This window comes from Cryobacterium sp. AP23 (genome assembly GCF_054075385.1).
This window is the reverse complement of record NZ_CM133415.1, coordinates 4,137,395-4,160,886: the sequence shown is the minus strand read 5'-3', so window position 1 is coordinate 4,160,886 and position 23,492 is coordinate 4,137,395. Positions and strand designations below refer to the sequence as shown.

The 23,492-nt window shown below is 71.2% G+C and carries 20 protein-coding genes; 7 read left to right on the top strand and 13 right to left on the bottom strand.

Features of this window, described 5'->3' with window-relative positions; translation table 11 throughout:
- The first annotated feature begins 15 nt into the window (after nucleotides 1-15).
- Nucleotides 16-480 carry a hypothetical protein gene (locus ACU5E9_RS19555; protein ID WP_456811544.1) on the top strand — a complete coding sequence of 155 codons (465 nt, stop codon included), beginning with the start codon at nucleotides 16-18 and terminating at the stop codon, nucleotides 478-480.
- A 31-nt stretch (nucleotides 481-511) separates the two neighbouring features.
- Here ACU5E9_RS19555 and ACU5E9_RS19550 read toward each other — a convergent pair whose 3' ends face one another.
- Together ACU5E9_RS19550 and ACU5E9_RS19545 are read right to left on the bottom strand one after the other, a co-directional pair.
- On the bottom strand, nucleotides 512-2,497 hold the full coding sequence (locus ACU5E9_RS19550; RefSeq protein ID WP_456811543.1) for a multicopper oxidase family protein: 1,986 nt from the start codon (nucleotides 2,495-2,497) through the stop codon (nucleotides 512-514).
- Between the two features lie 200 nt (nucleotides 2,498-2,697).
- Nucleotides 2,698-4,236, bottom strand: coding sequence for an amino acid permease (locus ACU5E9_RS19545; protein ID WP_456811542.1), 1,539 nt, complete (start codon nucleotides 4,234-4,236; stop codon nucleotides 2,698-2,700).
- A gap of 212 nt (nucleotides 4,237-4,448) precedes the next feature.
- Between ACU5E9_RS19545 and ACU5E9_RS19540 the strand changes: the two genes are divergently transcribed.
- Nucleotides 4,449-5,003 carry a type 1 glutamine amidotransferase domain-containing protein gene (locus ACU5E9_RS19540; RefSeq protein ID WP_456811541.1) on the top strand — a complete coding sequence of 185 codons (555 nt, stop codon included), beginning with the start codon at nucleotides 4,449-4,451 and terminating at the stop codon, nucleotides 5,001-5,003.
- Nucleotides 5,004-5,176: 173 nt separating this feature from the next.
- On the opposite strand, the gene ACU5E9_RS19535 is transcribed toward ACU5E9_RS19540, so the two are convergent.
- The 5 genes from ACU5E9_RS19535 to ACU5E9_RS19515 all read right to left on the bottom strand — a co-directional run bounded on the left by ACU5E9_RS19535 (nucleotide 5,177) and on the right by ACU5E9_RS19515 (nucleotide 9,515).
- Nucleotides 5,177-5,977 (bottom strand): fructosamine kinase family protein, encoded by an 801-nt coding sequence (locus tag ACU5E9_RS19535; RefSeq protein WP_456811540.1) that lies wholly within the window; start codon nucleotides 5,975-5,977, stop codon nucleotides 5,177-5,179.
- 94 nt (nucleotides 5,978-6,071) lie between these two features.
- On the bottom strand, nucleotides 6,072-6,404 hold the full coding sequence (locus ACU5E9_RS19530) for a ferredoxin (protein ID WP_456811539.1): 333 nt from the start codon (nucleotides 6,402-6,404) through the stop codon (nucleotides 6,072-6,074).
- Nucleotides 6,401-7,726: an NADH-ubiquinone oxidoreductase-F iron-sulfur binding region domain-containing protein gene (locus tag ACU5E9_RS19525; protein WP_456811538.1), complete on the bottom strand. Its 1,326-nt coding sequence runs from the start codon at nucleotides 7,724-7,726 to the stop codon at nucleotides 6,401-6,403. The genes ACU5E9_RS19530 and ACU5E9_RS19525 overlap by 4 nt, the downstream gene beginning before the upstream one ends.
- Complete coding sequence (locus ACU5E9_RS19520; protein WP_456811537.1) at nucleotides 7,723-8,427, bottom strand: ferric reductase-like transmembrane domain-containing protein; 705 nt, start codon at nucleotides 8,425-8,427, stop codon at nucleotides 7,723-7,725. Before ACU5E9_RS19520 ends, ACU5E9_RS19525 begins: the two co-directional genes overlap by 4 nt.
- On the bottom strand, nucleotides 8,427-9,515 hold the full coding sequence (locus ACU5E9_RS19515; RefSeq protein ID WP_456811536.1) for an FAD:protein FMN transferase: 1,089 nt from the start codon (nucleotides 9,513-9,515) through the stop codon (nucleotides 8,427-8,429). The genes ACU5E9_RS19520 and ACU5E9_RS19515 overlap by 1 nt, the downstream gene beginning before the upstream one ends.
- Nucleotides 9,516-9,553: 38 nt before the next feature.
- On the opposite strand from ACU5E9_RS19515, the gene ACU5E9_RS19510 reads away from it, so the two are divergent.
- From ACU5E9_RS19510 to ACU5E9_RS19500, 3 genes are all read left to right on the top strand, one after another.
- Nucleotides 9,554-10,051 carry a hypothetical protein gene (locus tag ACU5E9_RS19510; protein WP_456811535.1) on the top strand — a complete coding sequence of 166 codons (498 nt, stop codon included), beginning with the start codon at nucleotides 9,554-9,556 and terminating at the stop codon, nucleotides 10,049-10,051.
- A gap of 111 nt (nucleotides 10,052-10,162) precedes the next feature.
- Nucleotides 10,163-10,450, top strand: a complete 288-nt coding sequence (locus ACU5E9_RS19505; protein ID WP_456811534.1) for a hypothetical protein — start codon at nucleotides 10,163-10,165, stop codon at nucleotides 10,448-10,450.
- On the top strand, nucleotides 10,447-11,061 hold the full coding sequence (locus ACU5E9_RS19500) for a hypothetical protein (RefSeq protein WP_456811533.1): 615 nt from the start codon (nucleotides 10,447-10,449) through the stop codon (nucleotides 11,059-11,061). The genes ACU5E9_RS19505 and ACU5E9_RS19500 overlap by 4 nt, the downstream gene beginning before the upstream one ends.
- A 107-nt stretch (nucleotides 11,062-11,168) precedes the next feature.
- Here the strand turns inward: ACU5E9_RS19500 and rpsO are convergent, their stop codons facing one another.
- On the bottom strand, nucleotides 11,169-11,438 hold the full coding sequence (gene rpsO / locus ACU5E9_RS19495; RefSeq protein ID WP_066594293.1) for a 30S ribosomal protein S15: 270 nt from the start codon (nucleotides 11,436-11,438) through the stop codon (nucleotides 11,169-11,171).
- Between the two features lie 265 nt (nucleotides 11,439-11,703).
- On the opposite strand from rpsO, the gene ACU5E9_RS19490 reads away from it, so the two are divergent.
- Nucleotides 11,704-17,205 carry a DUF4011 domain-containing protein gene (locus ACU5E9_RS19490; protein ID WP_456811532.1) on the top strand — a complete coding sequence of 1,834 codons (5,502 nt, stop codon included), beginning with the start codon at nucleotides 11,704-11,706 and terminating at the stop codon, nucleotides 17,203-17,205.
- A gap of 193 nt (nucleotides 17,206-17,398) precedes the next feature.
- Here the strand turns inward: ACU5E9_RS19490 and ACU5E9_RS19485 are convergent, their stop codons facing one another.
- The 5 genes from ACU5E9_RS19485 to ACU5E9_RS19465 form a co-directional block, all read right to left on the bottom strand.
- Nucleotides 17,399-18,076, bottom strand: a complete 678-nt coding sequence (locus ACU5E9_RS19485; RefSeq protein ID WP_456811531.1) for a maleylpyruvate isomerase N-terminal domain-containing protein — start codon at nucleotides 18,074-18,076, stop codon at nucleotides 17,399-17,401.
- 180 nt (nucleotides 18,077-18,256) lie between these two features.
- Nucleotides 18,257-19,252, bottom strand: a complete 996-nt coding sequence (gene dhaK, locus ACU5E9_RS19480) for a dihydroxyacetone kinase subunit DhaK (protein ID WP_456811530.1) — start codon at nucleotides 19,250-19,252, stop codon at nucleotides 18,257-18,259.
- Nucleotides 19,253-19,361: 109 nt separating this feature from the next.
- The gene (gene dhaL, locus ACU5E9_RS19475) at nucleotides 19,362-20,066 is read right to left on the bottom strand and encodes a dihydroxyacetone kinase subunit DhaL (RefSeq protein ID WP_456811529.1); all 705 of its coding nucleotides are present in this window, start codon (nucleotides 20,064-20,066) and stop codon (nucleotides 19,362-19,364) included.
- Entirely contained in the window at nucleotides 20,063-20,881 is an 819-nt protein-coding gene (locus tag ACU5E9_RS19470; RefSeq protein WP_456811528.1) for an HAD-IA family hydrolase, read from the bottom strand. Before ACU5E9_RS19470 ends, dhaL begins: the two co-directional genes overlap by 4 nt.
- A 1-nt stretch (nucleotide 20,882) precedes the next feature.
- On the bottom strand, nucleotides 20,883-21,740 hold the full coding sequence (locus ACU5E9_RS19465; RefSeq protein WP_456811527.1) for a class II fructose-bisphosphate aldolase: 858 nt from the start codon (nucleotides 21,738-21,740) through the stop codon (nucleotides 20,883-20,885).
- A 118-nt stretch (nucleotides 21,741-21,858) separates the two neighbouring features.
- On the opposite strand from ACU5E9_RS19465, the gene ACU5E9_RS19460 reads away from it, so the two are divergent.
- Entirely contained in the window at nucleotides 21,859-23,439 is a 1,581-nt protein-coding gene (locus tag ACU5E9_RS19460; protein WP_456811526.1) for a Na+/H+ antiporter, read from the top strand.
- The last annotated feature ends 53 nt before the right edge of the window (nucleotides 23,440-23,492 follow it).

Below are 23,492 nucleotides of genomic sequence, written 5' to 3'. Positions count from 1 at the left end.
GGAAGGAGTCCAGCCATGCGCAGGGCATATCAGGTCATCTGCCACATCATTTCAGCCTGCGTCGTGATTCAGGCCGCCGTCATTGCGTGGTCCACGTTCACCATCCTGAACGCCACCAACGAGGGTGGTGCCGCCTTCGTGGAGGAGGGCGTCACCGGCTTCATCGTGCACAGTGCCGTCGGCCAGCTGGTCATTCCGCTGTTGGTGCTCACCCTGCTCGTGCTGGCGCTGATCGGGCGCATCGGCATCAGGTGGGCGGCCTGGTTGCTGGTGGCCGTTCTGGTGCAGCTGATCCTCGGATACAGCTCGTTCGAGATTCCCGGACTCGGGTTGCTGCACGGTCTCAACGCCTTCGTGATCCTCGGACTGGCCGAAATGGGCGCCCGGTCGGTGGGTGCCCGGTCGGCGGATGCACAGTCGAGTGGAGCGAAGAACGTGCAGACCCCGGCGGAGCGCACCGCGATGGACGACTCGGCCTGAGAATCCGGGCACGGCCTGAGTTCGGTCGGGCTCACTCGGACCGGTTGCCGTGCGGACCGCCCTGCTGGAACGGGCTCGTCACGCCGCGGTAGGTCAGTGCCATCATCATGCCCTCTGCCGCGTGGTCGAGGTTGTGGCAGTGGTCCATCCACACCCCCGGGTTGTCCGCCACGAACTCGACCACCCACGCCTCCCCCGGCTGCACGTCGAACGTGTCCAGCCAGAGCGGCGACCCGGTCGAGCGGATGCCGTCCCGGGAGAGCACCCGCACGTGATGGCCGTGTACGTGCATCGGATGCGTCTCCAACCCCCGGTTGACCACCGTGAGCCGCACCGTGTTGCCCTCGGTCACCTCGATGCTCGGGATGTGCGGGAACACCTGGCCGTTCACGGTGTAGCCGTACACCGGGCGCGCGCCCAGGAACCGCGGGTTGCGGTCGAGGACCATGGTCGCCTCCACCCGTCCCTCCCCGGCAGGCAGCGCCTGTTCGGTCGGCGTGCCGTAGCTCAGCAGGTCGAGGTCGCCGGATGCTCGTGCCACCGCCGCCGGGACCTCCGCGCCGGCCGGCCCGAGCGACAACGTCGCCGTGGCCGAGGCGTTGCTGCTCAGCTGCACGCCGGTCTCCGGCATCGTCAACGACACATCCAGCCGACCGCCGGCTGGAATCCGCAACGCCTTCCGGGTGACCGGGGTGGCCCCGACCAGGTCGCGGCCGTCGACGGCGACGACGGTGAACTCGCCGCCGTCGAGGTAGAAGCGGTGCGGCACCTGGTCGGTGTTGATCAGCCTGAGGCGCACGGATTGCCCGGCCGGCACGGTCCGCGCTTCGGCCTCGTCCGAGTCGCCGAGGAGCACCGCGCCGGCGAGGGTGTGCAGCGGCACCGTCAGGTCGACCTGTTCCGGTACCCCCTTCGGCGGCAGCACCACCAGGGTGCCGAACAGTCCGCGCCGCACCCCATCGGCGGAGACCTGGTGGGTGTGGTACCAGTAGGTCCCGGTGTCGGTCGCGGGGAACCGGTAGGTGAACGAGTCGCCGGGCAGGACGGCATCCTGGGTGACACCCGCGACGCCGTCCTCGCCGGCCGGAACGTCGTAGCCGTGCCAGTGGATGGTGACTCCCTCGTTGATGTCGGTGTTGTGCAGGGTCACCTCGACCAGGTCGCCCTGCGTGACCCGCAGTTCGGGGCCGGGCAGTGACCCGTAGGTCCAGGCGGACACGTTCCGTCCGGAGGCGAGCGTCACCTGCTGTTCCTGCGCCGTGAGGTCGAAGGACCGCAGGGTGCCCGGGGTGTCGGCGGGTGTGCGCAGGTCGGTGACCGGGATTCCGCCGGTCGGCGGAGCCGGTGCATCCGGTTCGCCATGGTGCACCGCGGCCAGTGCCCCGGGCAGCGCCGCGCTGCCGAGCCAGGTCACGCCGATGGCGGCCACCAGCACGAGCACGGTGAAGGCCACCAGGCCGGTGACCACGCGCCCGGGTCGGCCGGTGACGATCGCCCAGGCCAGCGCGGCGCTCAGCAGCACGAGGACGAGAAGCACCAGCGCCGGGACGAGTTCCAGCGGGTAGCCGACCACCAGGCGGGCCGCGATCCCCGCGACGGCCGCCGCTGCCGCACCCACCAGGGCCGCCAGGCCGCGCGCCCCGGTGGCCGGGCGGGCGCCGCGCGCGACCGCCAGCAGGTCGGGTCCCGCCAGGATGCCGCCGGCGACACCGAAGAGAACGGCCACCGGCAGGGCGAAGACAACCTTCTCCTGCACGAACCACCAGCCGTGGCCGGCCAGCAGGACGACACCGATCCCCTGCGCGATGACGCCCAGGGCGCCGATGCCGAACAGGGCGAGCACCAGCCAGGCCCGCCGGCGCCGGCTCGTTGCCGGCGGCTGGGTGGCGCTGAGCGAGTCAGCCGCGGGTGTCCCGCGCGCGCGGATCCCCGCGGCCAGCACCGCGGCGCCGATCCACGCCCCGGCCGTGACGATGGCCGTGACCAGGTCGAGGGCAAGCAGGAGTGACGCCGTCACGGGTAGTCACTCCGAGTGCCGGTGCATGGGATCGTCCTCCGCTGAAGCGGCAGGCCCGCCCGTCCGTTTCGGCAGGGCCATCCGAAAAAAACGCTACTCCGCCCTCGGACGGTGCGCGAGGCCCGGTCTTCTGTTCCCGAAACGGACAATTGCACCCGGTGTACCGGGTGCAATTGTCCGTTCGGGGAACAGTTGTGCGGCTACTCGCCCTTGATCGCGCGCTCTTCGCGTTCGATCTCCTCGCGGCGGGTGGCGTCGACGATGAGCTTGGCGTTGATGCCCACCAGCGAGTGCCGGCGGCCGTAGGCGAAGTAGACGATGAAACCGAGCAGCAGCCAGACGCCGAAGCGGGCCCAGGTGAGGGTGGTGAGGTTGAGCATCAGCCAGAAGCACAGCACCGCCGAGAGGATCGGCAGGAACGGCGACCACGGCACCTGGAAGGACCGCTTGAGGTCGGGCCGCTTCTTGCGCAGCACCACCACGGCGATGCTCACCAGCACGAAAGCGGAGAGGGTGCCAATGTTGATCATCTCTTCGAGCACGCCCACGTCGGTGAGCCCGGCGATCAGGGCGACCGCTGCACCGGTGATGATCTGGATGCGCACCGGCGTGCGGCGCTTCTCCGAGGTGACGCTGAGCCAGCGCGGCAGCAGGCCGTCGCGGCTCATGGCGAAGAGCACCCGGGACAGGCCGAGCAGCAGCACCATGATCACGGTGGTGAGGCCGGCCAGGATGCCGATGGAGATGACCTGGGCGGCCCAGCCGGCGCCGACGGCCACGAAGGCGGTCGCGAGCGAGGCGTTCGGGTCGTCGGCGAGCACCGTGTACGGCACCATGCCGGTGAGAACCAGGCTGACACCCACGTAGAGCACGGTGACGATGGCCAGGCCGGCGAAGATACCGCGCGGCAGGGTCTTCTGCGGGTTCTTGACCTCTTCGGCGCTGGTGGCGACCACGTCGAAGCCGATGAACGCGAAGAACACCAGCGAGGCGCCGGCGAGCAGGCCGAAGATGCCGTACTGCGCGGGGGCGGCACCGGTCATGAAGGAGAACAACGACTGGGTCCAGACGTCGCTGCCGACACCATCCGTGGTGGGCACCGACTCGGGGATGAACGGCGAGTAGTTCGCCGGGTTGATGAAGAATGCGCCGACCACGATGACGAACAGCACGATGGCCACCTTGATGATGGTGAACACGCTGGCGACCCGGGCGGAGAGCTGGGTGCCCAGCACCAGGAGCGTCGTGAAGATCGCGACGATCACGAACGCGCCCCAGCTCACCTGCAGGCCGGCCACGTTGATGGTGGCGGGGATGTCCCAGTTCCACAGCGAGAAGACGTTGCTGAGGTAGATGCCCCAGTACTTCGCGATCACGGCCGCGGCGGTGAGCATCTCGAGGATGAGGTCCCAGCCGATGATCCAGGCGAGCAGCTCGCCCAGGGTCGCGTAGGTGAAGGTGTACGCGGACCCGGCGACGGGGACCGCGGAGGCGAACTCGGCGTAACACATGATCGCCAGGGCGCAGGTGACCGCGGCGAGCACGAAGGCGAGCGTCACGGATGGGCCGGCGTAGCTGCCGGCGGCCTTGGCGCCCACCGAGAAGATGCCGGCGCCGACGGCGACCGCCACACCCATGACCATGAGGTCCCAGGTGCCGAGGGTGCGTTTGAGGCTGTGCCCCTTTTCCAGGGAATCCGCAATCGAGGACTCGATGCTCTTGGTACGCCAGAGACTCATGGGTGGTTCCGTTCCTTGTAAAGCTCAAGTTTAGGGCGACGCGGCCGGCAGCGGCAGCCCAAAAGTCCCTACCCGTGCCGTGGCCGGCGAACCTCAGGGTTTCGTGAGTATCGGCCGCCGGCCGCCAGGTCGTGGCTAGCGTGGAATCGGCAGGAGACCCCGGGGTCTCCCCGACATCATCCGCTGTATCGACTCACGACGAGGAGAACACCATGACGACCACCGAACTCTCCGGTAAGCGCATCGCCTTCCTGCTCACCGACGGTTACGAGGACAGTGAACTGACGAGCCCCTGGCAGGCCGTGACGGATGCCGGCGCCACCGCCGTGCTCGTTTCCCCGGCCACCGAGAGCGTCACCGGCAAGAAGGGCCACTCACAGTACGTCGACCTGGCCGTGGCCGACGCGAAGGCCGCCGACTTCGACGCGCTCGTGCTGCCGGGCGGCGTTGTGAACGCCGACCACCTGCGCCTCGACGACGACGCCGTCGCGTTCACCCGGGACTTCTTTGCCGCTCACAAGCCAGTGTCGGCGATCTGCCACTCCGCGTGGATCCTCATTGAGGCGGGCGTGATCGAGGGGCGCACCCTCACGTCGTACCCGAGCCTGAAGACCGACCTGCGAAACGCGGGGGCCACCTGGGTCGATGAGGAAGTGGTGGTGGATGCGGGCCTGGTCTCCAGCCGCACCCCCGCCGACCTGCCGGCGTTCAACGCGAAGGTCATCGAGGAGATCCGAGAGGGCGCCCACGCCGGCCAGACGACGTAGCGTCCCTGCCGCGACGTGCGGCGAACTCCCCCTTGGCGGGCGTTGAAGGGGCACTGTGCCGGAAGTCGGCGCCGAGCACTCCACCGACTTCCGCCGAAAACCCCCTTCGGGCCGCTCCAAGGGGACGTTTGCGGCAACTCGGCGGGCGGGTTGAGCCGGCAGGAGCCGGCCGGCTAGTCGGGCTGGGCCACCTTCGGCAGCTCGAGCACCGCTTCGGCGGCCTGCTCGAGTGCTCGTCCGTAGGCGGCACCGTGGCCCGCGGCGTGCACGGCCAGCGGATGCAGCTGGTGCAGCGGCGTGCGCGCCCGCCAGCCCGGCCGCAGGGTCGCCGCCGACTCGTACCCGGCGAGGATGTCCTCCAGGTACGGGCAGCCGAACAGGGCCAGCATCGCCAGGTCGGTCTCCCGGTGGCCGCCGTGCGCGGCGGGGTCGATGAGCACGACCCCGTCGGCCGACCACAGCACGTTCCCCGTCCACAGGTCCCCATGCAGCCGGGCCGGTGCGGCGCCGTCGTCGAAGTCACCGGACCGGATCCGGGCGCAGGCGGCGTGCACAGCGTCGGCCTGCCGCGCCGTGATGCCACCGACGTCGAGGGCGATGTCGAGGAAGGGCAGCACCCGGAACCGGGCATAGAAGGCTCCCCAGCTGGGCTCGAAGGCGTCCGGGAGGCTGCGGTTGCCGATGAACAACGGGCCGCTCCAGCTGTCCGGTGGCGCGCCGAACGCCTCGGCGCCGGCCGAATGGGTCACCGAGAGCTGGGCCCCGAAGGCGCGGGCGGCGGCCCGGGTGGGCGGCACCTCTTCGACGCTCTCGAGCACGATGTGCCCGGGTTCCACGTCGATCACCTGCGCCGTGCGCACTCCCCCGGGCACGCTGAGCCAGGTCAGGCCGGCGGCCTCGGCCTCGAAGAAGCCGGAGGGTGCGCCGTGGCGGCGCTTGTCGAAGCCCCGGGGGTCGGCGGCAAACTCATTCATCCCTCCACTCTTGCCGCTTGCGCGTCCCGGCGCTACGGCAAGCACCGCGAGCCGTGACCTGGGCACGCTCCCGGGCCCCAGGATGGGGTTCAGCTCACGGCTCGCGGGAGGGGTGGCGGAGGGTGAGGGCCAGGCGGGGGCACAGGGCGACCGCGTCGGCCGCGGCGGCCCGGTGGGCGCCGGGGACCGGCACGTCGGAGCCGTGGCCGGGTGCAAGGGGGTAGCCCCAGTCGTCGCGGTGAAGCAGCTCAGGGAGCAGTTCGGTGCAGAGACCCCGGCCGTCGCAGGCGGTCCAGTCGATGTGCAGCACGATGCGGTCGGGCGAGCGGTCCGCGACCGGCGCCCGGTCGGCACGGGGTGCGGATGCGCCGGGGCCGGGTGCACCGGCCGGGGGCACACCCGTCGGTGCGAGTCTTCGGGCGCTCACGAGTGCACCTTGGCGCAGCTGCCGTGCAGGTGCGCCGCGACGTCGGCCTCGAACACCGTCAGGGTGCTCAGCACGAACCGGGCCGTGCCGTCGGGGTGGTGGCAGGAGCCGCGCCCGGTGACCAGGGCGGCCAGCCGCGCGACCTCTCCGGGCAGGGCCGGGTCGCGCTCTCCCGCGGCGAGGCGGCCGAGCACATTGGCCACGGCCGGCAGCCCGTTCACGCACGGTCCGCATTGGTGGGCGCTCTGGCCGGCCAGGTACTCGGCGATCGCCGCGGCCAGGGTAAGCGGGCAGCGGCCCGTCTCGAGGGCGAGCAGGATGCCGGCGCCCGGCCTGGCACCGAACGGCGCGAGAGCGGCCCGGTCCAGGCCGGTATCCAGGGCTCTAGCTGGCAGCCAGGCCCCGTGATAGCCGCCGACGAGGACCGCGGCCACGGCGCCGGGGTCGATCCCGGCGAATCGGAGGACCTCGTGGATGCGGCTGCCGCCGACGACCTCGAGCACCGTCGCGCTCGCGTGGCCCGACGCATCCGCGGCCACCCCGGCCGCCACGCCGGCGGCCGCCAGCCCACGGCTCACGGTGACCAGGCGGGTGCCGGGATCGGTCTCCGTGCCGAGCGAACGGAACCAGGCGGCCCCGAAGCGCACGATGAGGGCGATGTGCGCGAGGGTCTCGATGTTGTGCAGAAGCGTCGGCCGTTTGCCCAGGCCGGACGTGGTCAGGCGGACCGACCGGTCGCGCGGAACGGCGGGGCGCCCGGCGATGGCGTTCACCACGGCGGAGGCCTCGCCGGAGATGAAGCTCTCTGCCGCAGCGCGCATGGTGACGGCGCCGGCGTCGGCTCGTTCGGCCAGCGCCCGGCCGATGTGCGGCAGCAACGCCGCCGGCGCATACAGATACACCTCGGCCGCGTGCACGGCGTCAGCCACGGTGAGCAGGCCGTCGAGCACCAGGTGTGGGGCGGTGCGGAGGAGGGTGGCGTCCTTGACGCTGAGCGGTTCGCCCTCCGCGGCGTTGCCGATCACGACGGGCCGGCGTTGCCCGGCTCGGCCCGCGCCAGAACGCCCGGCGGCCGGCACCGGTATGGCGGCCAGCTTGCGCCAGGCCGGGAAGCCGGCTCCGCCGCGACCCTCGAGTCCGGCGCTACGGAGCAGTTCGAGCAGCGCCGCCGAGCCGGGCGCGGCCGGGAGCGGACCGAACACGACCTGGTGCCGGCCGAGGTCGGGTGTGGATGCCCGGGTGAGCCGGGCGGTGCCGAGCGGCGCCGGGATGCGGGCGGGGCCGTTCGGAGTCTGAAACGGCGCGTCGGCGACGATGGTCATGGTCTTCTCCCAACCGGGGGGCTCAGGTGGTGCGGGGAACGGTGCGGATCGGGCTGCGTCGTCGGGGTGATGGGGCGGATGGCGGAATGGGTGCGGAGTGCGTTCGACTGGCCGCTCCGGGTCGTGAGGGTGTGCAGCTCGTTGACGAAGTCCTCGGCGCGACGGGCCGACCGGTATTCGACGAAACCGGCGGTGACCCGCCAGGCCACGGCCGCCAGCACGGCGAGGCTGCAGACCGCGGCGAGGGCGAGGAACCACGGCTCGGCCGCATCCGTGCCGGTGCCGAGGGAATGGGCGAGCGCGATCGGCCACATCAGGTAGGTCGACCAGTGCACCACCCGGAACACCCGCTGGCCCACGTACCGGCGCAGCAGGCTGGTGGCAACGACGGCGATGAGCAGGTCCACGGCCACGGTGCCCAGCCCCAGCCAGAACGGCCGGTAGGCGCCGAGGAAGGGGAAGACCAGGTCGACAACCGTGAGTTGGGCGTAGGAGTCGGCCAGCAGCGCGAGCAGGTGGATGAGGATGAAGACCGTGGCCAGCACCGACACGTTGCGGTGGATGAGGGTGATCGAGAACCGCGGCACGGTGAACAGCGGCCGGCCGGAGCGGGTGAGGATGCCCAGCAGCACCGACAGCGTGAACAGCACCAGTGCCAACACGCCGGTCCCCCGGCCCAGAGCCCAGAATGCCTCGTCCATCAGGCCACGGATCTCTTCTGCCCCTGGGCCTCGGGAGCGCCGTCGACGTACGGCGAGGGTGCGCCCGTGGCCCGCCGGAGCAGGAGGGTGTGAGCAGCGGCGGGCTGTGCGGCCTGGCCGGGCAGGGCCGGCACGGGTTCGGTGCCGTGCACCGGCCAGCCGCCGAGCAGGGTCACGGCGCCCTGCGCATCGACGAGCCGGGCGGAGACGCCGAGGGCGCGCAACCAGGGCAGCGCGGCCGCCCCGCGCACGATCGCGGCGGTGCTCAGGGTGTTGGCGCGGTGACAGCTGTTCGCCGCAACCGTGGCGCTGCGCCACACCGGCTCTGCCGGTCGGCCGGTGCGCGGGTTGAGGATGTGATGCTGGGCCTGGCCGGCCATTTTCCAGCGCCGGTGTTGGGTGCTCGAGGTCGCCAGCGCCATCCCGGCGGCGAGGGTGATGGTCGACGCCGGGTCGGCCGGGGCATCCTGCACCCGCACCTGCCAGCCGCCCGCGGGGGCGGGCCCGGCGGTCGCGATGTCGCCGCCGAGGCTGAGCAGCACGCCGCAACCGAGCGCCGCGCTGATCACGGTGGCGGTCCAGTCCGCGGCGACGGCCTTGGCGGTAGCGCCGAGGTCCAGCGCCAGGTGCGCGGGCACCTTGAGCCGGTTGCCCACCAGCGACACGCTCTTCCAGCCGGGCCGGCGGGAGACGATGGCCCGCACCGGCACGCCGTGGTCTTCGATCAGGCGGATGTCGCGGTCGTAGCCGACGGCGTCCAGCGCGTAGCCGAGGGTGGGGTCGACGTCCCCGTCCGTGAGTGCGGCGGCGGCGAGGGCCTGGCGCACCAGGTCGGCCAGGGTGTTGCTCACCACGACGCCCTGGTAAAGCATGCCGGCGGCGAGCTGCAGTTCGGAGTCGGCGCGGAAGCGGCTGGCCGCCCGGTCCACGTCGGCGAGCAGGGCGTCGGCGAGGGTGCTGGCCAGGCCGATCTGGGTGGGGTCGGTGACGACAAGTCGGGCGGAGGTGCTCCACAGGGTCCAGTCCCGGGAGGCCGTGCGGGCGGGCGACGGCATCGACTCGGACAGGGTGTTCACGGTGTTCGTCATATCAGGATCCGCTCGAGGTCGCGTCGGAGGTGCTGCCGGTGGCCGGGCTGACCGTGGCGCTGGAGGAGTCGGTCGAGGACGAGTCCGTGGCCGATGAGTCAGTGGTGGACTCGGAGGTCGCCGAATCTGAGCTGGACGAATCGGTTGCCGATTCGGTGCTCGACGTACCAGTACTCGAGGATTCGGTGCTCGACGTCCCAGCGCTCGAGGATTCGGTGCCCGACGTCCCGGTGCTCGACGTCCCGGTGCTCGACGTCGTGCCCGTCGACTCGCTGTCGGCATCCGTCGTGCCCGTCGACGTGTCGGCGCTCGACAGGTTGGTTGCCTCGGAGTCGGCCCACTCGTGCAGGCCCAGCGCCGACGCGGCGACCACGGCGGCCAGGCCGATAGTGCTCGTGATGATCGTGGCCAGTCTCTTGCCTCGCTCGTGCAGGTTCATCTCCGTGCCGCCTTTCTGGTGCGAGCCAGCGCCGGGTGTCCGGACGTCTTTTCTCGATGACTCCAGACTGCGGGGCGAGGCTATGCGCTTCCTATGAGCCGTCTGGGAGCGAACCGGAGGTATCCGCAGGGATTGCCGGGCCTCACGCCAGCGGATGCTGTGTCAAGGAAGGCTTGACAGTCGAGCGGTGTCAATGCATCCTTGACACATGACCGAGAACACGACTCTCCCCCGCCCCCGCTGGTACGCCGTCGCGATCACCGGCGCGGTTGTTGCCATCGCCGCCCTGTCGATCGGCGCCCTGCTCACCGACGACGACATGGCCGATACCGTCTTCGGCGCCTTCACCGGAGCGATCGGCATGGGGCTCCTCGCCCTCATCCTCTGGATCGAGATCGGCCGCAAGCAGGTGGCCCGGCTGCGGGACGCCGCGGCGCTCGACGACCTTGAACCGCTGCGCGCGGCGTCGGACGCGGACCGCGCGGACGAGCGATGACGGCCGAGACCTCCGGCCATCCCCGGAATGCGCTCACGGCTGACGAGGCCTCCGCGGTGCGCGATGGCATTGCCGAGGCCGTCCTCGGCACCCCGGCCGGCCTCCGCGCCGACCTCGAGGTCGACCCGGATGCCTACCTCCGCCTGGTCAGTGCCAGCCGCACGGCCGCTGAGGAGACCAGCAGGCTCCTGCGCGACTCCATCAACGGCGCCCGCGCCGCCGGCCACAGCTGGGACGCGCTCGGCCGGGTGCTGGGCGTGAGCCGCCAGGCCGCCCAACAACGGTTCTCCAGCGCCACCCAGCCGGCTACCGCGCGGGCGGGCGAGCCCGGGCAGCCGGGACGCAAGGTGATCAGCCCGATCACCGCGTTCGACGAGATGGCGGTGCTGGCCGCCGAGGGCCGGCAGGGCTGGCACGTCATCGACTCCGGCACCCTGTTCCACGTACTGGAGTCCTCCGAGCACCAGTGGGAGCACCGTCGCCAGCTGTGGACGCCGGGCAACGGGGCCAGGCGGCACCTCGAGGCCGACGGCTGGGGCCTGGTGGGCGACATGACGTTCCCGTGGGGCTACTACACCCGGCAACTCGACCTGCCGGCCGAGCCGGCCTGACCCGCATCCGGGCTCGCCGCATCCGGGTACACAAAACGGGCCGCCACCAAATGGTGACGGCCCGTTTCGAAGAAGATCGCGTTATCAGCGAACCATTCGGCTACTGCCTAGCGGCGCAGGCCGAGACGCTCGATGAGCGAGCGGTAACGGTTGATGTCCACGTCGGACAGGTAGCCGAGCAAGCGGCGACGCTGACCAACCAGGAGGAGCAGGCCACGACGCGAGTGGTGGTCGTGCTTGTGCTCTTTGAGGTGCTCCGTGAGGTCGAGAATGCGCTGCGTGAGCATTGCAATCTGGACTTCGGGGGAACCCGTGTCGCCTGGGTGGGTAGCGTACTTTTCGATGATCGCCTTCTTAGCATTAGCTTCGAGTGCCATAGATGGGATCCCCTTTCTCTCACTGCGCGGTGCTCGGGGCAGAATGCCTGAGCTCTCTTTATCCGCGGCCGTTGAACGGCAACCTCAAGATCTTAGCAGAGTTGGGCCACCGCCGGCGGATGGGGTTCCTCCCCAGCCTGACACACCTTCTTCGCCACACTCCGGATGCGCACGCTGGCCGCCCACTCGCCGATGATTGACTAGTCCCCCTGACGAGGACGCCAGCACCGCAGGCACCACCGCGTACGACACAAGGAGCATCCCGATGGAACCGATCACCCCGGACGCGACGACACCGGACTCGATCACACCGGACACCACACCGGCGTCGAGCGACATCACCCTGACCCTCGCGGCCACCCCGGTGCTCAGCTACGCCCTCGCGCACAACCGCATCAACGTCGTCGGCCGGGTCGGCGTCGACAATCGCGGCCCCGCCGTCCGGGAGGCCGTGCTGCGGCTCGAGGTCATCAGCGCCGGCGTCACCCTCGGCACCGCCCGCGACCTGCTGGTCGACCTGGCCGCCGAACGCACCGCGACCTTCACGGATGTCTCCCTCACCGTCGACCCCGCCGCCATGCTTCTCATCGAGGAGCAGCGCCCGGCCACGATCCGGGCCAGCCTGCTTGTCGGCGGGATGCCCGTGGCCGCGGCCGATCAGCCGATCCAGCTGCTCGCCGCCCAGCAGTGGGTGGCCCAGCCGGTGGAGCTGGCGCTGGAGATGCTCTCCGCGCACGTGCTGCCGAACCACCCCGAGGTCGCCACGCTGCTGGGCGAGGCGGCCGAGCTGCTCGAGACCCACACCGGGTCGGCGGCGATGCCCGGCTACCAGTCCGGCCCGGAGCGGGTCGACCAGGTGGTCGAGGCGGTCTTCGACGCCACGCGGGCCCGCGGCATCCGCTACGCCACCCCGCCGGCCAGCTGGGCCGATGACGGCCAGAAGGTGCGCACGCCCGGCGAGGTGCTCGGTGTCGGGCCTAGCATCGAGGCCGCCGCGTCCGGCGGCGTGGGCACCTGCCTGGACACCGTGGTCGTCATGGCCGCCGCCCTTGAGCAGGCCGGGCTGCACCCGCTGCTCTGGGTCGTCACCGGGCACGCGTTCCTCGGCTACTGGCGCGAGGAGGAGACCCTCGGCGCGCCCGCTCTCACCGATGTGGCCGAGGTGATCAACCTCATCGACCTGGACCTGATCCGGCTCGTCGAGACCACGCGGGTCACCGACCAGGGCGCCGGCGCACCGGTCACCTTCGCGCAGGCCCAGCGCTCCCCCTACCTGGACTGGCTGAACGACCTCAGCACCGTGGTCGGCGTCGTCGACGTGGTGCAGGCGCGGCGCACACACATCCTGCCGCTGCCGGCGCGCACCGTCGCCGCCGACGGCACGGTCGTCGTCACCGAGTACCGGCCGGTCGCCCCCGCGAACGCCGGCGTCACCCCGGCCACGTCGGATGCCGCCATCGCGGTAGCGGCGGAGGTCCCGGTCGGCGTGGCGGCGGAGCCTGCGCCGGGAACCGCGAGTGGTCCCATCACGCCGCCACGGATCACACCGCCCCGAATAGACCAGTGGAAGAACGCCCTCCTCGACCTGAGCCTGCGCAACCGGCTGATCAACTTCACCGAGCGCGGCGCCCTCGCGCTCACCGTGCCCGACCAGCACCTGGCCGGCGTCGAAGACCTCGTCAACGGCGGTACCGGGCTGACCCTGCTGCCCGCCGACCGGATGTCCACGACCGACAAGGAGCGCGGCATCCGCTTCGGCCGGGACCTGCCCGTCGACCAGCTCGCGGCCGTGCTCACCGACAAGCACGCGGTGTTCGCCGACGTCACCGACGCGACCTACGCCACCAAGCTGCGGGCGCTGGCCTACAAGGCGCGCACCGTGGTGCAGGAGACCGGAGCGAACAACCTGTACCTGGCGTTCGGGTCGCTGGTCTGGACCGCGAACGACCGGGAGCTGCGCAGCCCCCTCGTGCTCGTGCCCGTCGTGCTCGAACCGGCCGGACGCGGCGGCGACTACCGGGTGCGGCTGGACGAGTCCGGCGCGTCCACCCCCAACTACTGCCTGCTCGAGAAGCTGCGCCAGCAGCACGGCCTGAGCATCCCCGGGCTGGCCACCCCCGCCGACGACGCCACCGGCATCGACCTCGCCGCCGCGTTCCGCGCCACCCGCGAGGCGTTGCTGGCCGCCGGACTCCCCTACCGCGTCGAGGAGACCCTCGACCTGTCGATCCTGCAGTTCGCGAAGTTCCGGCTGTGGAAGGACCTCGACGAGAACTGGCAGACCCTGGCCGAGAACTCCCTGGTCAACCACCTCGTGCACACCCCCACCCAGCCGTTCGTCGACCCGGTGCCGCTGCCCGCTCCGGCCGACCTCGACGCCCTCGGCGCCGAGTGCCCGGTGCCCGGCGACTCGTCGCAGCTCGCCGCCGTGGCCGAGGCCATCGCCGAGCGCACCTTCGTGCTCGAGGGCCCTCCCGGCACCGGCAAGTCGCAGACCATCACCAACCTGCTCACCCGCGCCGTGTACGAAGGCAAGAAGGTGCTCTTCGTCGCCGAGAAGCGCGCCGCCCTTCAGGTGGTGCAGGCCCGGCTGAACGAGGTGGGCATGGGCCCGTTCGCGCTCGACCTGCACGACAAGGCCAGCAAGCCCGCCGCCGTGCGCGCGCAGATCCGGCAGGCCCTCGAGCACGCCGTGACCGTGGACGGCCAAGGCCTGAAGAACGACCTCGACGTGCTCGGCACCGCCCGGCGCAGCCTGGCCAGGTACACCGACCGGCTGCACGAGCAGAACGGCGCCGGGCTGTCGTTCTACTCCGCCCGCACCGCCCAGCTCACCGCCGACGACGACGTACGGCCGCTGCCCGTGCCGGCAGACCTGCCGGCGCGCATCACGGCCGATGAGCTCGATGAGCTGCGGCGGATGCTGCGGGACCTGCCCGACCTGACCGATCCGGTGCGGCCGCGGCCGCAGCATCCGTGGGCCTTCGTGACCGCGCCTCCCACCACGCCGCTCGACCTGGCCGCGGTGGCCCGGGCCGCCGCTGCCCTGGACGCCGCGTTGGCGGCGCTCCCCGGCACTCACCTGACCGGCCCAGACACGACCGGCCCCGACACAACCGGGCCCGGCGCTGCCGCCGCGGCCGTTGTGGCCACGGCGGCCAGCCCCAGCGAGTTCGTGACGCTGAGCAGTCTCGCCGCCACGGACCGGGTCGCCCTGGCCACCCTCGATGACACCCGCACTCCCGCCTGGGTGGCTGCCGCGGCGGCCGCCGAACAGGCCACCGGCGTCTTCGTGCAGGCCGACCACCCGGCGCTGGCCGTGCTGGCGCCCGGTGCCCTGCAACTGGACGCCGCAGCCCTGTACCGGGACGCCCAAGCGGCGGATGCGTCGGGCTTCTTCGGCCGCCGCGGCCGCCGGAAGGCCGTGCTCGCCCGCCTGGCCGCTGAGATCCGTCCCGGCCAGAAGCTGCCCCTCGGCTCCCTCACCACCGTCACCGGCCAGCTCGCCGACAGCCAGGCGAAGCTGACCGCGCTGCGGGCCATCGTGCGCGCCGTGGCCGGCGTGAGCATTGCGGATGACTGGAACCCGCTGGTGGGCGCCGCGCCGTCGGACAGCTCCGCGCCGACCGGCCGCGACGAACTCGTCGCCCGCATGGCGTGGCTGCGCTGGGCGGGCGGCGTCGTCGCCCCCGGGCACGCTGAACTGGGCGCCGACTTCGTGGCCGCCCTCCGCGACTACCTCGACGGCACGCCCGCACCGGACCCCGACCTCGCCGCCGCGATCGACCGGGCCATGCTCGCCCTGCAGGCCGTGATGACCGCGACCGGCGCGGGGCCCGCATCCGTCGCCGGCTGGGCCGCAGGCGGCGGCCTCGTGACCGTGTGGACGCGCGGTGCCGACGAGCGTGACGCCCAGGCGCCCGGGCTGCCCACCCTCACCCGCTGGGTCGCGCTGCTCGAACACCTCGAGCCGTTGACCCGGCTGGGCCTTGCGGCCGCACACACCGCGGTGCTCCGCGGCGAGGTGGACGCCGACGACGCCGGGCTGGCGTTCGAGAAGGGGCTCGCCGACGCATCCGTGGCCGAACGCGGGCAGGCGACCACCCTCGACCAGTTCGACGCCGCCGCCCAGAACCGCTCGATCACCCGGTTCACCACGTCGTCGGGCGCCGTCCGCCGGCACCTGCCCACCTTCATTCCGTACAGCGTGCTGCGCCGGCGCACCATCGGCGCGGACGCTTCCACCGGTGCGGCCGCCGGCGCGACCGGCGGCGACGCGGCCGGCGCCGGTGCCGCTGCGGAGACGGCGGCCCGGCTGGGTCTGCTGGGGCGCCAGCTCGACCGCCAGCGCGGCGGCATGGGCGTGCGCGAACTGATGCACGAGTTCGGCGACCTGATCACCGACATCCTGCCGTGCATGCTGATGAGCCCGGAGTCGGTGGCCCGGTTCTTCCCGGCCCAGGCCGGCCTGTTCGACATCGTGGTCTTCGACGAGGCCTCGCAGGTGCGGGTGTCCGACGCCGTCGGCGCCATGGGCCGGGCCCGCTCGGTCGTGGTCGTCGGCGACAGCAAGCAGATGCCGCCCACCTCGTTCGCCGAGTCCGCCATCGGCTCGGGCGAGGACGACGGTGACACCCTGGAGTTCGTGCGCGACGAGGAATCGATCCTGTCGGAGTGCGTGCAGGCCCAGGTGCCGAGCAAGTGGTTGTCGTGGCACTACCGCAGCCAGGACGAGTCGCTCATCGCGTTCAGCAACCGGGCGTACTACCGCGACCGGCTCTCCTCCTTCCCCGCGCCGCACCACGGCTCGGGCGCGGATGCCGCCACCGACTCCGCGGGCTACGGCGTGAGCCTCCGCCGTGTCGACGGCGAGTTCCTGCGCAGCGGCAAGGGCAAGAACCTGCGCACCAACCCGGTCGAGGCCAAGGCCATCGTGGCCGAGATCGCCGCCCGGTTCGCCGCAGACCCCGAGGGCGTGCCGTCGATCGGGGTGATCACGTTCAACGTGCAGCAACGCGCCCTCATCGAGGGGAGCCTCCGCGACAGCGGCGACGACCGCATCGTGCACGCCCTCGAAAGCGACTCCGACGGCCTGTTCGTGAAGAACCTCGAGAACGTACAGGGTGACGAACGCGACACCATCCTGTTCTCCACCGCGTTCAGCGCGGATGCGTCCGGCCGGCTGCCGCTGAACTTCGGCCCGCTCAACCTGCCCGGCGGCGAGCGCCGCCTCAACGTGGCCATCACCAGGGCCCGGCGCCAGGTGATCGTGTTCAGCAGCTTCGCGCCCGCCGACCTGCGCGCCGAGGAGACCATCTCCGCCGGGGTGAAAGACCTGCGCGCCTACCTCGACCTCGCCGCCGGCGGCTCGGACGGGCTTGCCAGCCCGCTCCGGCAGTCGGCCGCACTGGACCGGCACCGGGAGGAGATCGCCGAGTCGCTGCGGGAGCGTGGCTTCGCGGTGCAGACCGATGTGGGGCTGTCGGACTTCCGGGTGGACCTCAGCGTGGCCCCGACCGGCGCGCCGGAGCATCCGATGATGGCCGTGCTGCTCGACGGCCCCACCTGGGCGGCCCGCCGCACGGTCTCGGACCGCGACGGCCTGCCCGTCGAGGTGCTCTCCCGGCTGATGGGCTGGCCCGCGGTGGAACGGGTGTGGATGCCGGAGTGGTTGGGCGACCGGGACGCGGTGCTCGACCGCCTCGCCGAACGGCTCGACGCCCTCGACGCCGCCCGCCAGGCCCACGAGGCCGCCGCCCTCGCCTGACCGGCCCACTTCGCCAGACGGACACCTTCTTGCACTGGCCCAGATTTGCTAGTCCGAGCCACCCTCGCACTAGCAAATTCGGGCCAGTCACGTCACACCCGAGTTGGACTGGCCCACTTTCGCTAGTCGGATGCCCCCTCGCACTAGCAAATTCGGGCCAGTCACGTCACACCCGAGTTGGGCGGGCTGGCGGTCAGAGCACGGTGAAGCCGGCGGGAAGCGGGGCGCGGCCGGTGGCGGCGCGCATCATGGGAGCGGACATTCCCTTGTGGGCGGCGAGGTCCGCGAGCACGTGCAGGGTCGCGGCCGCCGCTGGCTCCGGCACGGTCTGTTCGGCGGCCGGAACACCCTGGCTCTGCAGCAGGTCGCTGGTGTGCACCGTGAGTTCGAGGGTGCGCGACGGCAGGTACTCGGCGATGCGGATGCGTCCCGCCGGGGTGTCCGCCGGCTCGGAGCCGTCGAGGGTGGCCACCCGGGCCAGCACACGGGCGGCGAGCGCGGCCACGGCGGTCGCCGGCTGGGCACCGAGCGTCGCGGCGGTCTCCCGGCCGCGTTGCGCGATCACCTCAGGCGTGCCCGCGGCGAGGGCCCGTTCGAAGTAGGCCGCCGGGCTGGTCACCTCGATGGGCGCGGCGACGCCGGCGGCGTCCTCCTCGGCCGCCAGGTCGAGGTAGGCCTCGATGGTGGAGAGGGCACGGCTGGTGTGGCCGACGAGGTCGCGCACGGTCCACTCGCCCAGGCCCACCTCGTTCCAGACCGCGGAATCGCCGGCCGCGCGCTCGGCGATGCCCGCCGTCACCGAGACGAACCACCTGGTCGCCGCGTCGAAAGCGAAAACGATGTCTGACCAGTCCCGCGGAGTCTCACTCATGCCGACAGAGTAGCGGCACAGGCGCAACCCGCGTACAGGCATCCGCACAACCCGAGCACCACGATGGCCGAGGCGATCCGGCCAGAAGGCCAGGCCCTCGGCCACCGCCCCCCGCGCGGGCGTCCCGGCCCATGCGGAGCTGATGCCCGGAGCCGGCAGTTCGGCGGCTCCGGGCCCGGCTCAGAACACCCGGGCGGCGATCTCCGCCGGGGCCTCCAGCAGCGCCTCGATCTCGTCGTCGAGCCGCACCAGGGTGAGGGACGCCCCGGCCATGTCCAGTGACGTGCAGTACTCGCCCACATAGCTGCGCCCCACGGTGATGCCCAGCTCGGTCAGCCGTTCGTGCGCGTGCCCGAACAGGATGTACAGCTCGCTGATCGGGGTACCGCCGAGCCCGTTGATCATCAGCGCCACCCGGTCGCCGGCCACGTACGGCAGGTCCTTGACCACGGCGTCCAGGAGTTCGTCGGTCATCGCATCCGCCGTGGTGAGCTTGTCGCGGCGGCGGCCGGGTTCGCCGTGGATGCCCACCCCTACCTCGATCTCGTCCTCGCCGAGTTCGAACAGGGGCGATCCCTTCGCCGGCGGGGTGCAGGAGGTGAGGGCGATACCCATAGTGCGGGTGACGCTGTCGACCTTCTCGCCGATACGGATCAGTTCGTCGAGGTCCGCGCCCTGTTCGGCGGCGGCGCCGACGGCCTTCATCACGAAGAAGTTGCCGGCCACCCCGCGCCGGCCCACGGTGTAGGTGGAGTCCTGCACGGCGACGTCATCGTCGATGAACAGGGTCTTCACGTTCACACCGTCGGCGGCGCTGAGTTCCTGCGCCATCTCGAAGGCCATCCTGTCACCGGTGTAGTTGTTCACCAGCAGCAGCACCCCCTTGGGTGAGGCGAGCAGTTTGGTGGTCTCGTAGACGTAGTCCATCGGTGGGGCGGAGAACACGTCGCCCGGACAGGCGGCGTCGAGCATGCCCTTGCCCACGGTCATCACGTGTGCCGGTTCGTGCCCGGAGCCGGACCCCTGGATGATCGACACCTTGTCGGGGTTGGGCCCGTCGGCGCGCATGATCAGGTTGTAGGCCGGCACGTACTTCAGCGTGTCGGGGTTGGCCAGCGCGATGCCCTTGAGCATCTCCGGGACGTACTGCTTCGGGTCATTGACGAACTTCTTCATGGCTCCCTCTCTTGATGATGCATTGCGGTACTCGGCTCGTGCGTCGGTGCTACGTGAATGCGGCCGGCGGACATGCGCGGTCAGCGCGGTGCCGGCTGTGCGCATCCGGTCAGTCGGTGTGGCTGGTCGGCCGGTCGGCACCCGCCGCCGTGCCCGTGTCCTGGCCGTCGGCGAAGGCTCCCGCCCGCGCGTCCCACTCGGCGCTGAGCCGCTCCAGGATCACCGCCACCGCCACCGCGCCAGGGTCGGGCGAGCCGATGCTGCGCTCCCCCGTGTAGCTGGCCCGGCCGCGGCGTGCCTGCAGCATCGAGGTCTGGTCGGCGCTCCGCCTGGCCACCCCGGCCAGGTGCTGCAGCGTGCTGGGCGCGTCGGTGCCGGCCGCGAGGTCCGCCTCCAGCGCATCCGCCACCGGAACCATGGCATCGAGCAGGGTCTTGTCGCCGACGTCGGATTTGCCGCGGGCCTTGATACCGTCGATGGCGTTTCGCAGCATGGCGAGGGCGTCGCTGCCGCTCACCTCGTCCTTCCCCTTCACCGACATCGAGGCACGCAGGAACGCGGTGCCCCAGAGCGGCCCGGACGTTCCGCCGATACGACCGGAAATGACCATGCCCACCTTCTGCAGGAACGCGCTCGGGCTGGACCGGTCGAAGCCGTCCCAGTCCGCCAACACGATCTCGAACCCGCGGGCGAGCGAGTAGCCGAAGTCACCGTCGCCGACGACGGCGTCGAGGTCGCCGAATTCCTTCTCGTTGTCCACCGCGGTCTGCGCGATGCTGTGCACCACGAATTCGGTGTCGGCCAGGCTGGTCATGGGGTCTCGCTTTCTGTTTCGGGTGCGGCAGCGGCTGGAGCCGGTGCTGCGCGCAGGATTGCATCGAGATCGGAGAGGCGCACGTACGGCTGCGGACGGATACCCGCCGGGTCGCTGAGCACCTCGGTTGCGGGCCCGCCCGGGTCGCCGAGCGAGGACACCACCAGGGCGGCCCCGGTGAAGTCCTCCTCTGCCGTGTAGCTGCTCACGGTGACCACGGTGACCAGGCCCGCGGCGAGCGCCGCCTGCAGCCCGTTGGCGCTGTCCTCGATCACCAGCGTCTCGGCCGGGGCCACTCCGATTTCCCGCAGGGCGTGCAGGTAGATGTCGGGGGCGGGTTTCTTCGCCGGCACGATGTCACCCGCGAAGACCTGGAACCGCCCCGCCAGCTCCGCACCGACGGCGTGCTCGAGCACCGCCCGCACCGACGCCTCCGCCGACGTCGACGCGACGGCCAGGGTCCAGCCGGCTGCGGCGGCCTCTTCGACGATTCGGCGGATGCCCGGCCGGCCCGGCATCACCCCCGCGGCCACCCGTTCGGTGTAGATGGCGGTCTTGCGTTTGTGCCACTGTTGGACGGTGTCGGTCCAGGCGTCGGGGTCGTCCGGCAGGCCCAGCTGGCGCACGACATCCGGGGTGAGGATGCTCCGCATCCGCTCCTTGCCGCCGCCGATCTTCACCTTCTCGGCATAGTCGGCGTCGCTCCACTGCACGGGCACCCCGAACTCGCTGAAGGTCTGGTTGAAGGCCGGCAGGTGGCCGTCCCGTTCGGTGTCGGCGAGCACCCCGTCGCAGTCGAAGATCAGCGCCGGCATGTCACGCCTTTCCCGCGCTACCGAACTGCTCGGCGAGCCCCGTGGTGAGGTTGACGATGTCGGTGCGCACCTTCGTGAACAGCGACGGCGGGTCCCACTTGTCGCGCGCCTGCGCATCCGTGAGGAAGGACAGGTTCGATTTCATGAAGGTGATCTTCAGCGCCGTGGAGATGTTCACCTTGGCGCAGCCGCGCGCGATCAGGTCGGTGAACTGGGCGTCGGTCATGCCGCTGCCGCCGTGCAGGGCGATCGGGATCGGGTGCGCGGCCACGAGGTCGCTCACCCGCTGGAAATCCAGCACCGGTTCCCGCTTGTACACGCCGTGCGCGTTGCCGATCGCCGGCGCGAACACGTCGACCCCGGTGGCTTCGAGGAAGCGCAGCGACACCTCGAGGCTCTGCCTGGCCGCCTCGGTGTCGCTGCCCACGCCGTCTTCCACCCCGGTGATCGATTCGATCTCGCCCTCCACATGGGCGCCGAAGGTGCGCGCCTGCTTGACCACTTCGATGGTCTGGCGCTGGTTCTCCTCCACCGGCAGGGTGGATGCGTCGAAGAGCACCGAGTTCCAGCCCCGCTCGAGGCATTCGGTGATCACGTCCCGGTCGGGGCAATGGTCCAGGTGCAGGGCCACGGGCACCTCGATGCCGGCCGTCATCGACGACCACATGGCGAAGAGCACGTCGGAGCCGATCGACTTGACCGTTTTCACCGAGGTTTGCACGATCACCGGGGAGCGCGCTTCAACCGCTCCGGCCAGCACCGCCTCCATCGTCAGGTCGTTCACGATGTTGATCGCGGGAACGCCGTATTTCTCGGCGAACGCACGATCGACGATGTCCTTGAGAGTGCTCACGGCCATGTGCGCCTCGCTTCCTCGCGTGTTGCTGGGGATGGTAGGCGGGAACCCGTGAACCGGCAATGGCAGGCGTGGGCGGTGCGGCAGCGTTCGCGCCCCGCCCTTGCGCATAATGGTCGCTATGGACCCTGTCAGCACCATCGTCTGGATCGTCGCGTTCGTCGTGGTCACGGTCACCGTGACCGGCTTCTCCCGGCGGATCGGCTGGTCGGCGCCCTTCGTGCTGGTGGTGGTCGGTGCGGCGGCGTCATTCCTGCCGTCGGTGCCGCGGATCGAGCTCGAACCGGAGCTGGTGCTCTACGGTTTGCTGCCTCCGCTGCTGTTCGCGGCGGCCATCCGCACGTCGGTGGTGGATGTGCGCGCCAGGCGGGACGGCATCCTGTTGCTGTCGGTGGGCCTGGTGGCCTTCACGGTGGTGGCCGTCGGGCTCACGGCCTGGCTGGTGGTGCCGGCGATCACGCTCGCCGCCGCGTTCGCGTTCGGTGCCGTCGTGGCGCCGACGGATGCCGTGGCGATCACGGCCATCGCCGGGCGCCTCGGCCTGCCGCGGCGGGTGGTGACGGTGCTCGAGGGTGAGAGCCTGCTCAACGACGCCACCGCGCTGGTGGCCCTCAACGCGGCGATCGCGGCCATCCTGAGCACCGTGAGCCCGTGGTCGGTGACCGGCGACTTCGTGGTGGCCGTGGTCGGCGGGGTGGGCGTGGGGCTCGTGGTGGGCTACGTCCTGGCCATGATCCGCAAGCAGTTGCGCGCCCCTGTTCTCGACACCAGCCTGTCGCTTGTGACGCCCTACCTGGCGTTCATCCTGGGCGAACTCGTGCATGGTTCCGGCGTGCTGGCGGTGGTGATCGCCGGGCTGTTCCTGGGCTATCGCGCCCCGGTGATCCAGTCGGCCGAGGCCCGCATCGCCGAGTCGATCAACTGGCGCACCATCCAGTTCCTGCTGGAGAACGCCGTGTTCCTCTTCATCGGGTTGAACCTGGAATCCATCCTCGAGGGCGTGATGCAGACCGGCACCGGCTTCTGGGCGACCGTGCGGATCTCCCTGGTGATCTTCGCCGCCCTGCTGCTGTCGCGGTTCGTGTGGATGGCAATCACCACCTCGATCTACCGGTACGGGCCGAGACGGCTGCGGGAGCGGGGCTGGAGTTGGCGCACCGGGGTGGCCGTGTCGTTCGCGGGGATGCGCGGCGTGGTCACGCTCGCGGCGGTGTTCCTGCTGCCGCCCGAGACGCCGCAACGGGAGCTGCTGCAGCTGCTGGCGTTCGTCGTGGTGGTCGGCACCCTGCTGCAGGGGCTTGCCCTGCCGTGGATCATCCGCCGGCTGCGGCTGCCGCCGCCCAATAAGTCGCAGGAGCGGATCGAGGCGCAGATGCTGTTGGCGGAGGCGCAGACCGCGGGCCTGGCCCGGCTGGATGCCGAGGTCACCGACGCCGACGAGGATCGGGTGATCGGCCGGTTGCGCACCAACGCCCGGTTCCTCGCCGATGCGCTCGACAACCCGGCTCCGGAAGAGGCGGAGCCGCTGCCGGCCGCGTACAACCGGCTGCGGCGGGCCATGATCGAGGCCGAGCGGGAGGCCGTGCTCGCCGCCCGGGTGGAGGGGCGCTACCAGGAGCCGGCCATCCGTTCGGCGCTGGCGTTCATCGACGTGGAGGAGACGGCCCTCAAGGCCGGCTCCCCCAAGCGCCTCGAGACCTGAGCGATAAAGCCTCACGGCACGTGTTACGCCCGGCGGCACGTGTACGCACTCTC

What these genes read in the sequence shown, in the direction of transcription:
- ACU5E9_RS19535 (WP_456811540.1), bottom strand. Translation starts at nt 5,977, where the DNA reads ATGAATGAGTTTGCCGCCGACCCCCGGGGCTTCGACAAGCGCCGCCAC.
- dhaK (WP_456811530.1), bottom strand. Translation starts at nt 19,252, where the DNA reads ATGAAGAAGTTCGTCAATGACCCGAAGCAGTACGTCCCGGAGATGCTC.
- ACU5E9_RS19470 (WP_456811528.1), bottom strand. Translation starts at nt 20,881, where the DNA reads ATGCCGGCGCTGATCTTCGACTGCGACGGGGTGCTCGCCGACACCGAA.
- ACU5E9_RS19525 (WP_456811538.1), bottom strand. Translation starts at nt 7,726, where the DNA reads ATGACCATCGTCGCCGACGCGCCGTTTCAGACTCCGAACGGCCCCGCC.
- ACU5E9_RS19505 (WP_456811534.1), top strand. Translation starts at nt 10,163, where the DNA reads ATGACCGAGAACACGACTCTCCCCCGCCCCCGCTGGTACGCCGTCGCG.
- ACU5E9_RS19555 (WP_456811544.1), top strand. Translation starts at nt 16, where the DNA reads ATGCGCAGGGCATATCAGGTCATCTGCCACATCATTTCAGCCTGCGTC.
- ACU5E9_RS19500 (WP_456811533.1), top strand. Translation starts at nt 10,447, where the DNA reads ATGACGGCCGAGACCTCCGGCCATCCCCGGAATGCGCTCACGGCTGAC.
- ACU5E9_RS19515 (WP_456811536.1), bottom strand. Translation starts at nt 9,515, where the DNA reads ATGACGAACACCGTGAACACCCTGTCCGAGTCGATGCCGTCGCCCGCC.
- rpsO (WP_066594293.1), bottom strand. Translation starts at nt 11,438, where the DNA reads ATGGCACTCGAAGCTAATGCTAAGAAGGCGATCATCGAAAAGTACGCT.
- ACU5E9_RS19460 (WP_456811526.1), top strand. Translation starts at nt 21,859, where the DNA reads ATGGACCCTGTCAGCACCATCGTCTGGATCGTCGCGTTCGTCGTGGTC.
- ACU5E9_RS19465 (WP_456811527.1), bottom strand. Translation starts at nt 21,740, where the DNA reads ATGGCCGTGAGCACTCTCAAGGACATCGTCGATCGTGCGTTCGCCGAG.
- dhaL (WP_456811529.1), bottom strand. Translation starts at nt 20,066, where the DNA reads ATGACCAGCCTGGCCGACACCGAATTCGTGGTGCACAGCATCGCGCAG.
- ACU5E9_RS19485 (WP_456811531.1), bottom strand. Translation starts at nt 18,076, where the DNA reads ATGAGTGAGACTCCGCGGGACTGGTCAGACATCGTTTTCGCTTTCGAC.
- ACU5E9_RS19540 (WP_456811541.1), top strand. Translation starts at nt 4,449, where the DNA reads ATGACGACCACCGAACTCTCCGGTAAGCGCATCGCCTTCCTGCTCACC.
- ACU5E9_RS19490 (WP_456811532.1), top strand. Translation starts at nt 11,704, where the DNA reads ATGGAACCGATCACCCCGGACGCGACGACACCGGACTCGATCACACCG.
- ACU5E9_RS19545 (WP_456811542.1), bottom strand. Translation starts at nt 4,236, where the DNA reads ATGAGTCTCTGGCGTACCAAGAGCATCGAGTCCTCGATTGCGGATTCC.
- ACU5E9_RS19520 (WP_456811537.1), bottom strand. Translation starts at nt 8,427, where the DNA reads ATGGACGAGGCATTCTGGGCTCTGGGCCGGGGGACCGGCGTGTTGGCA.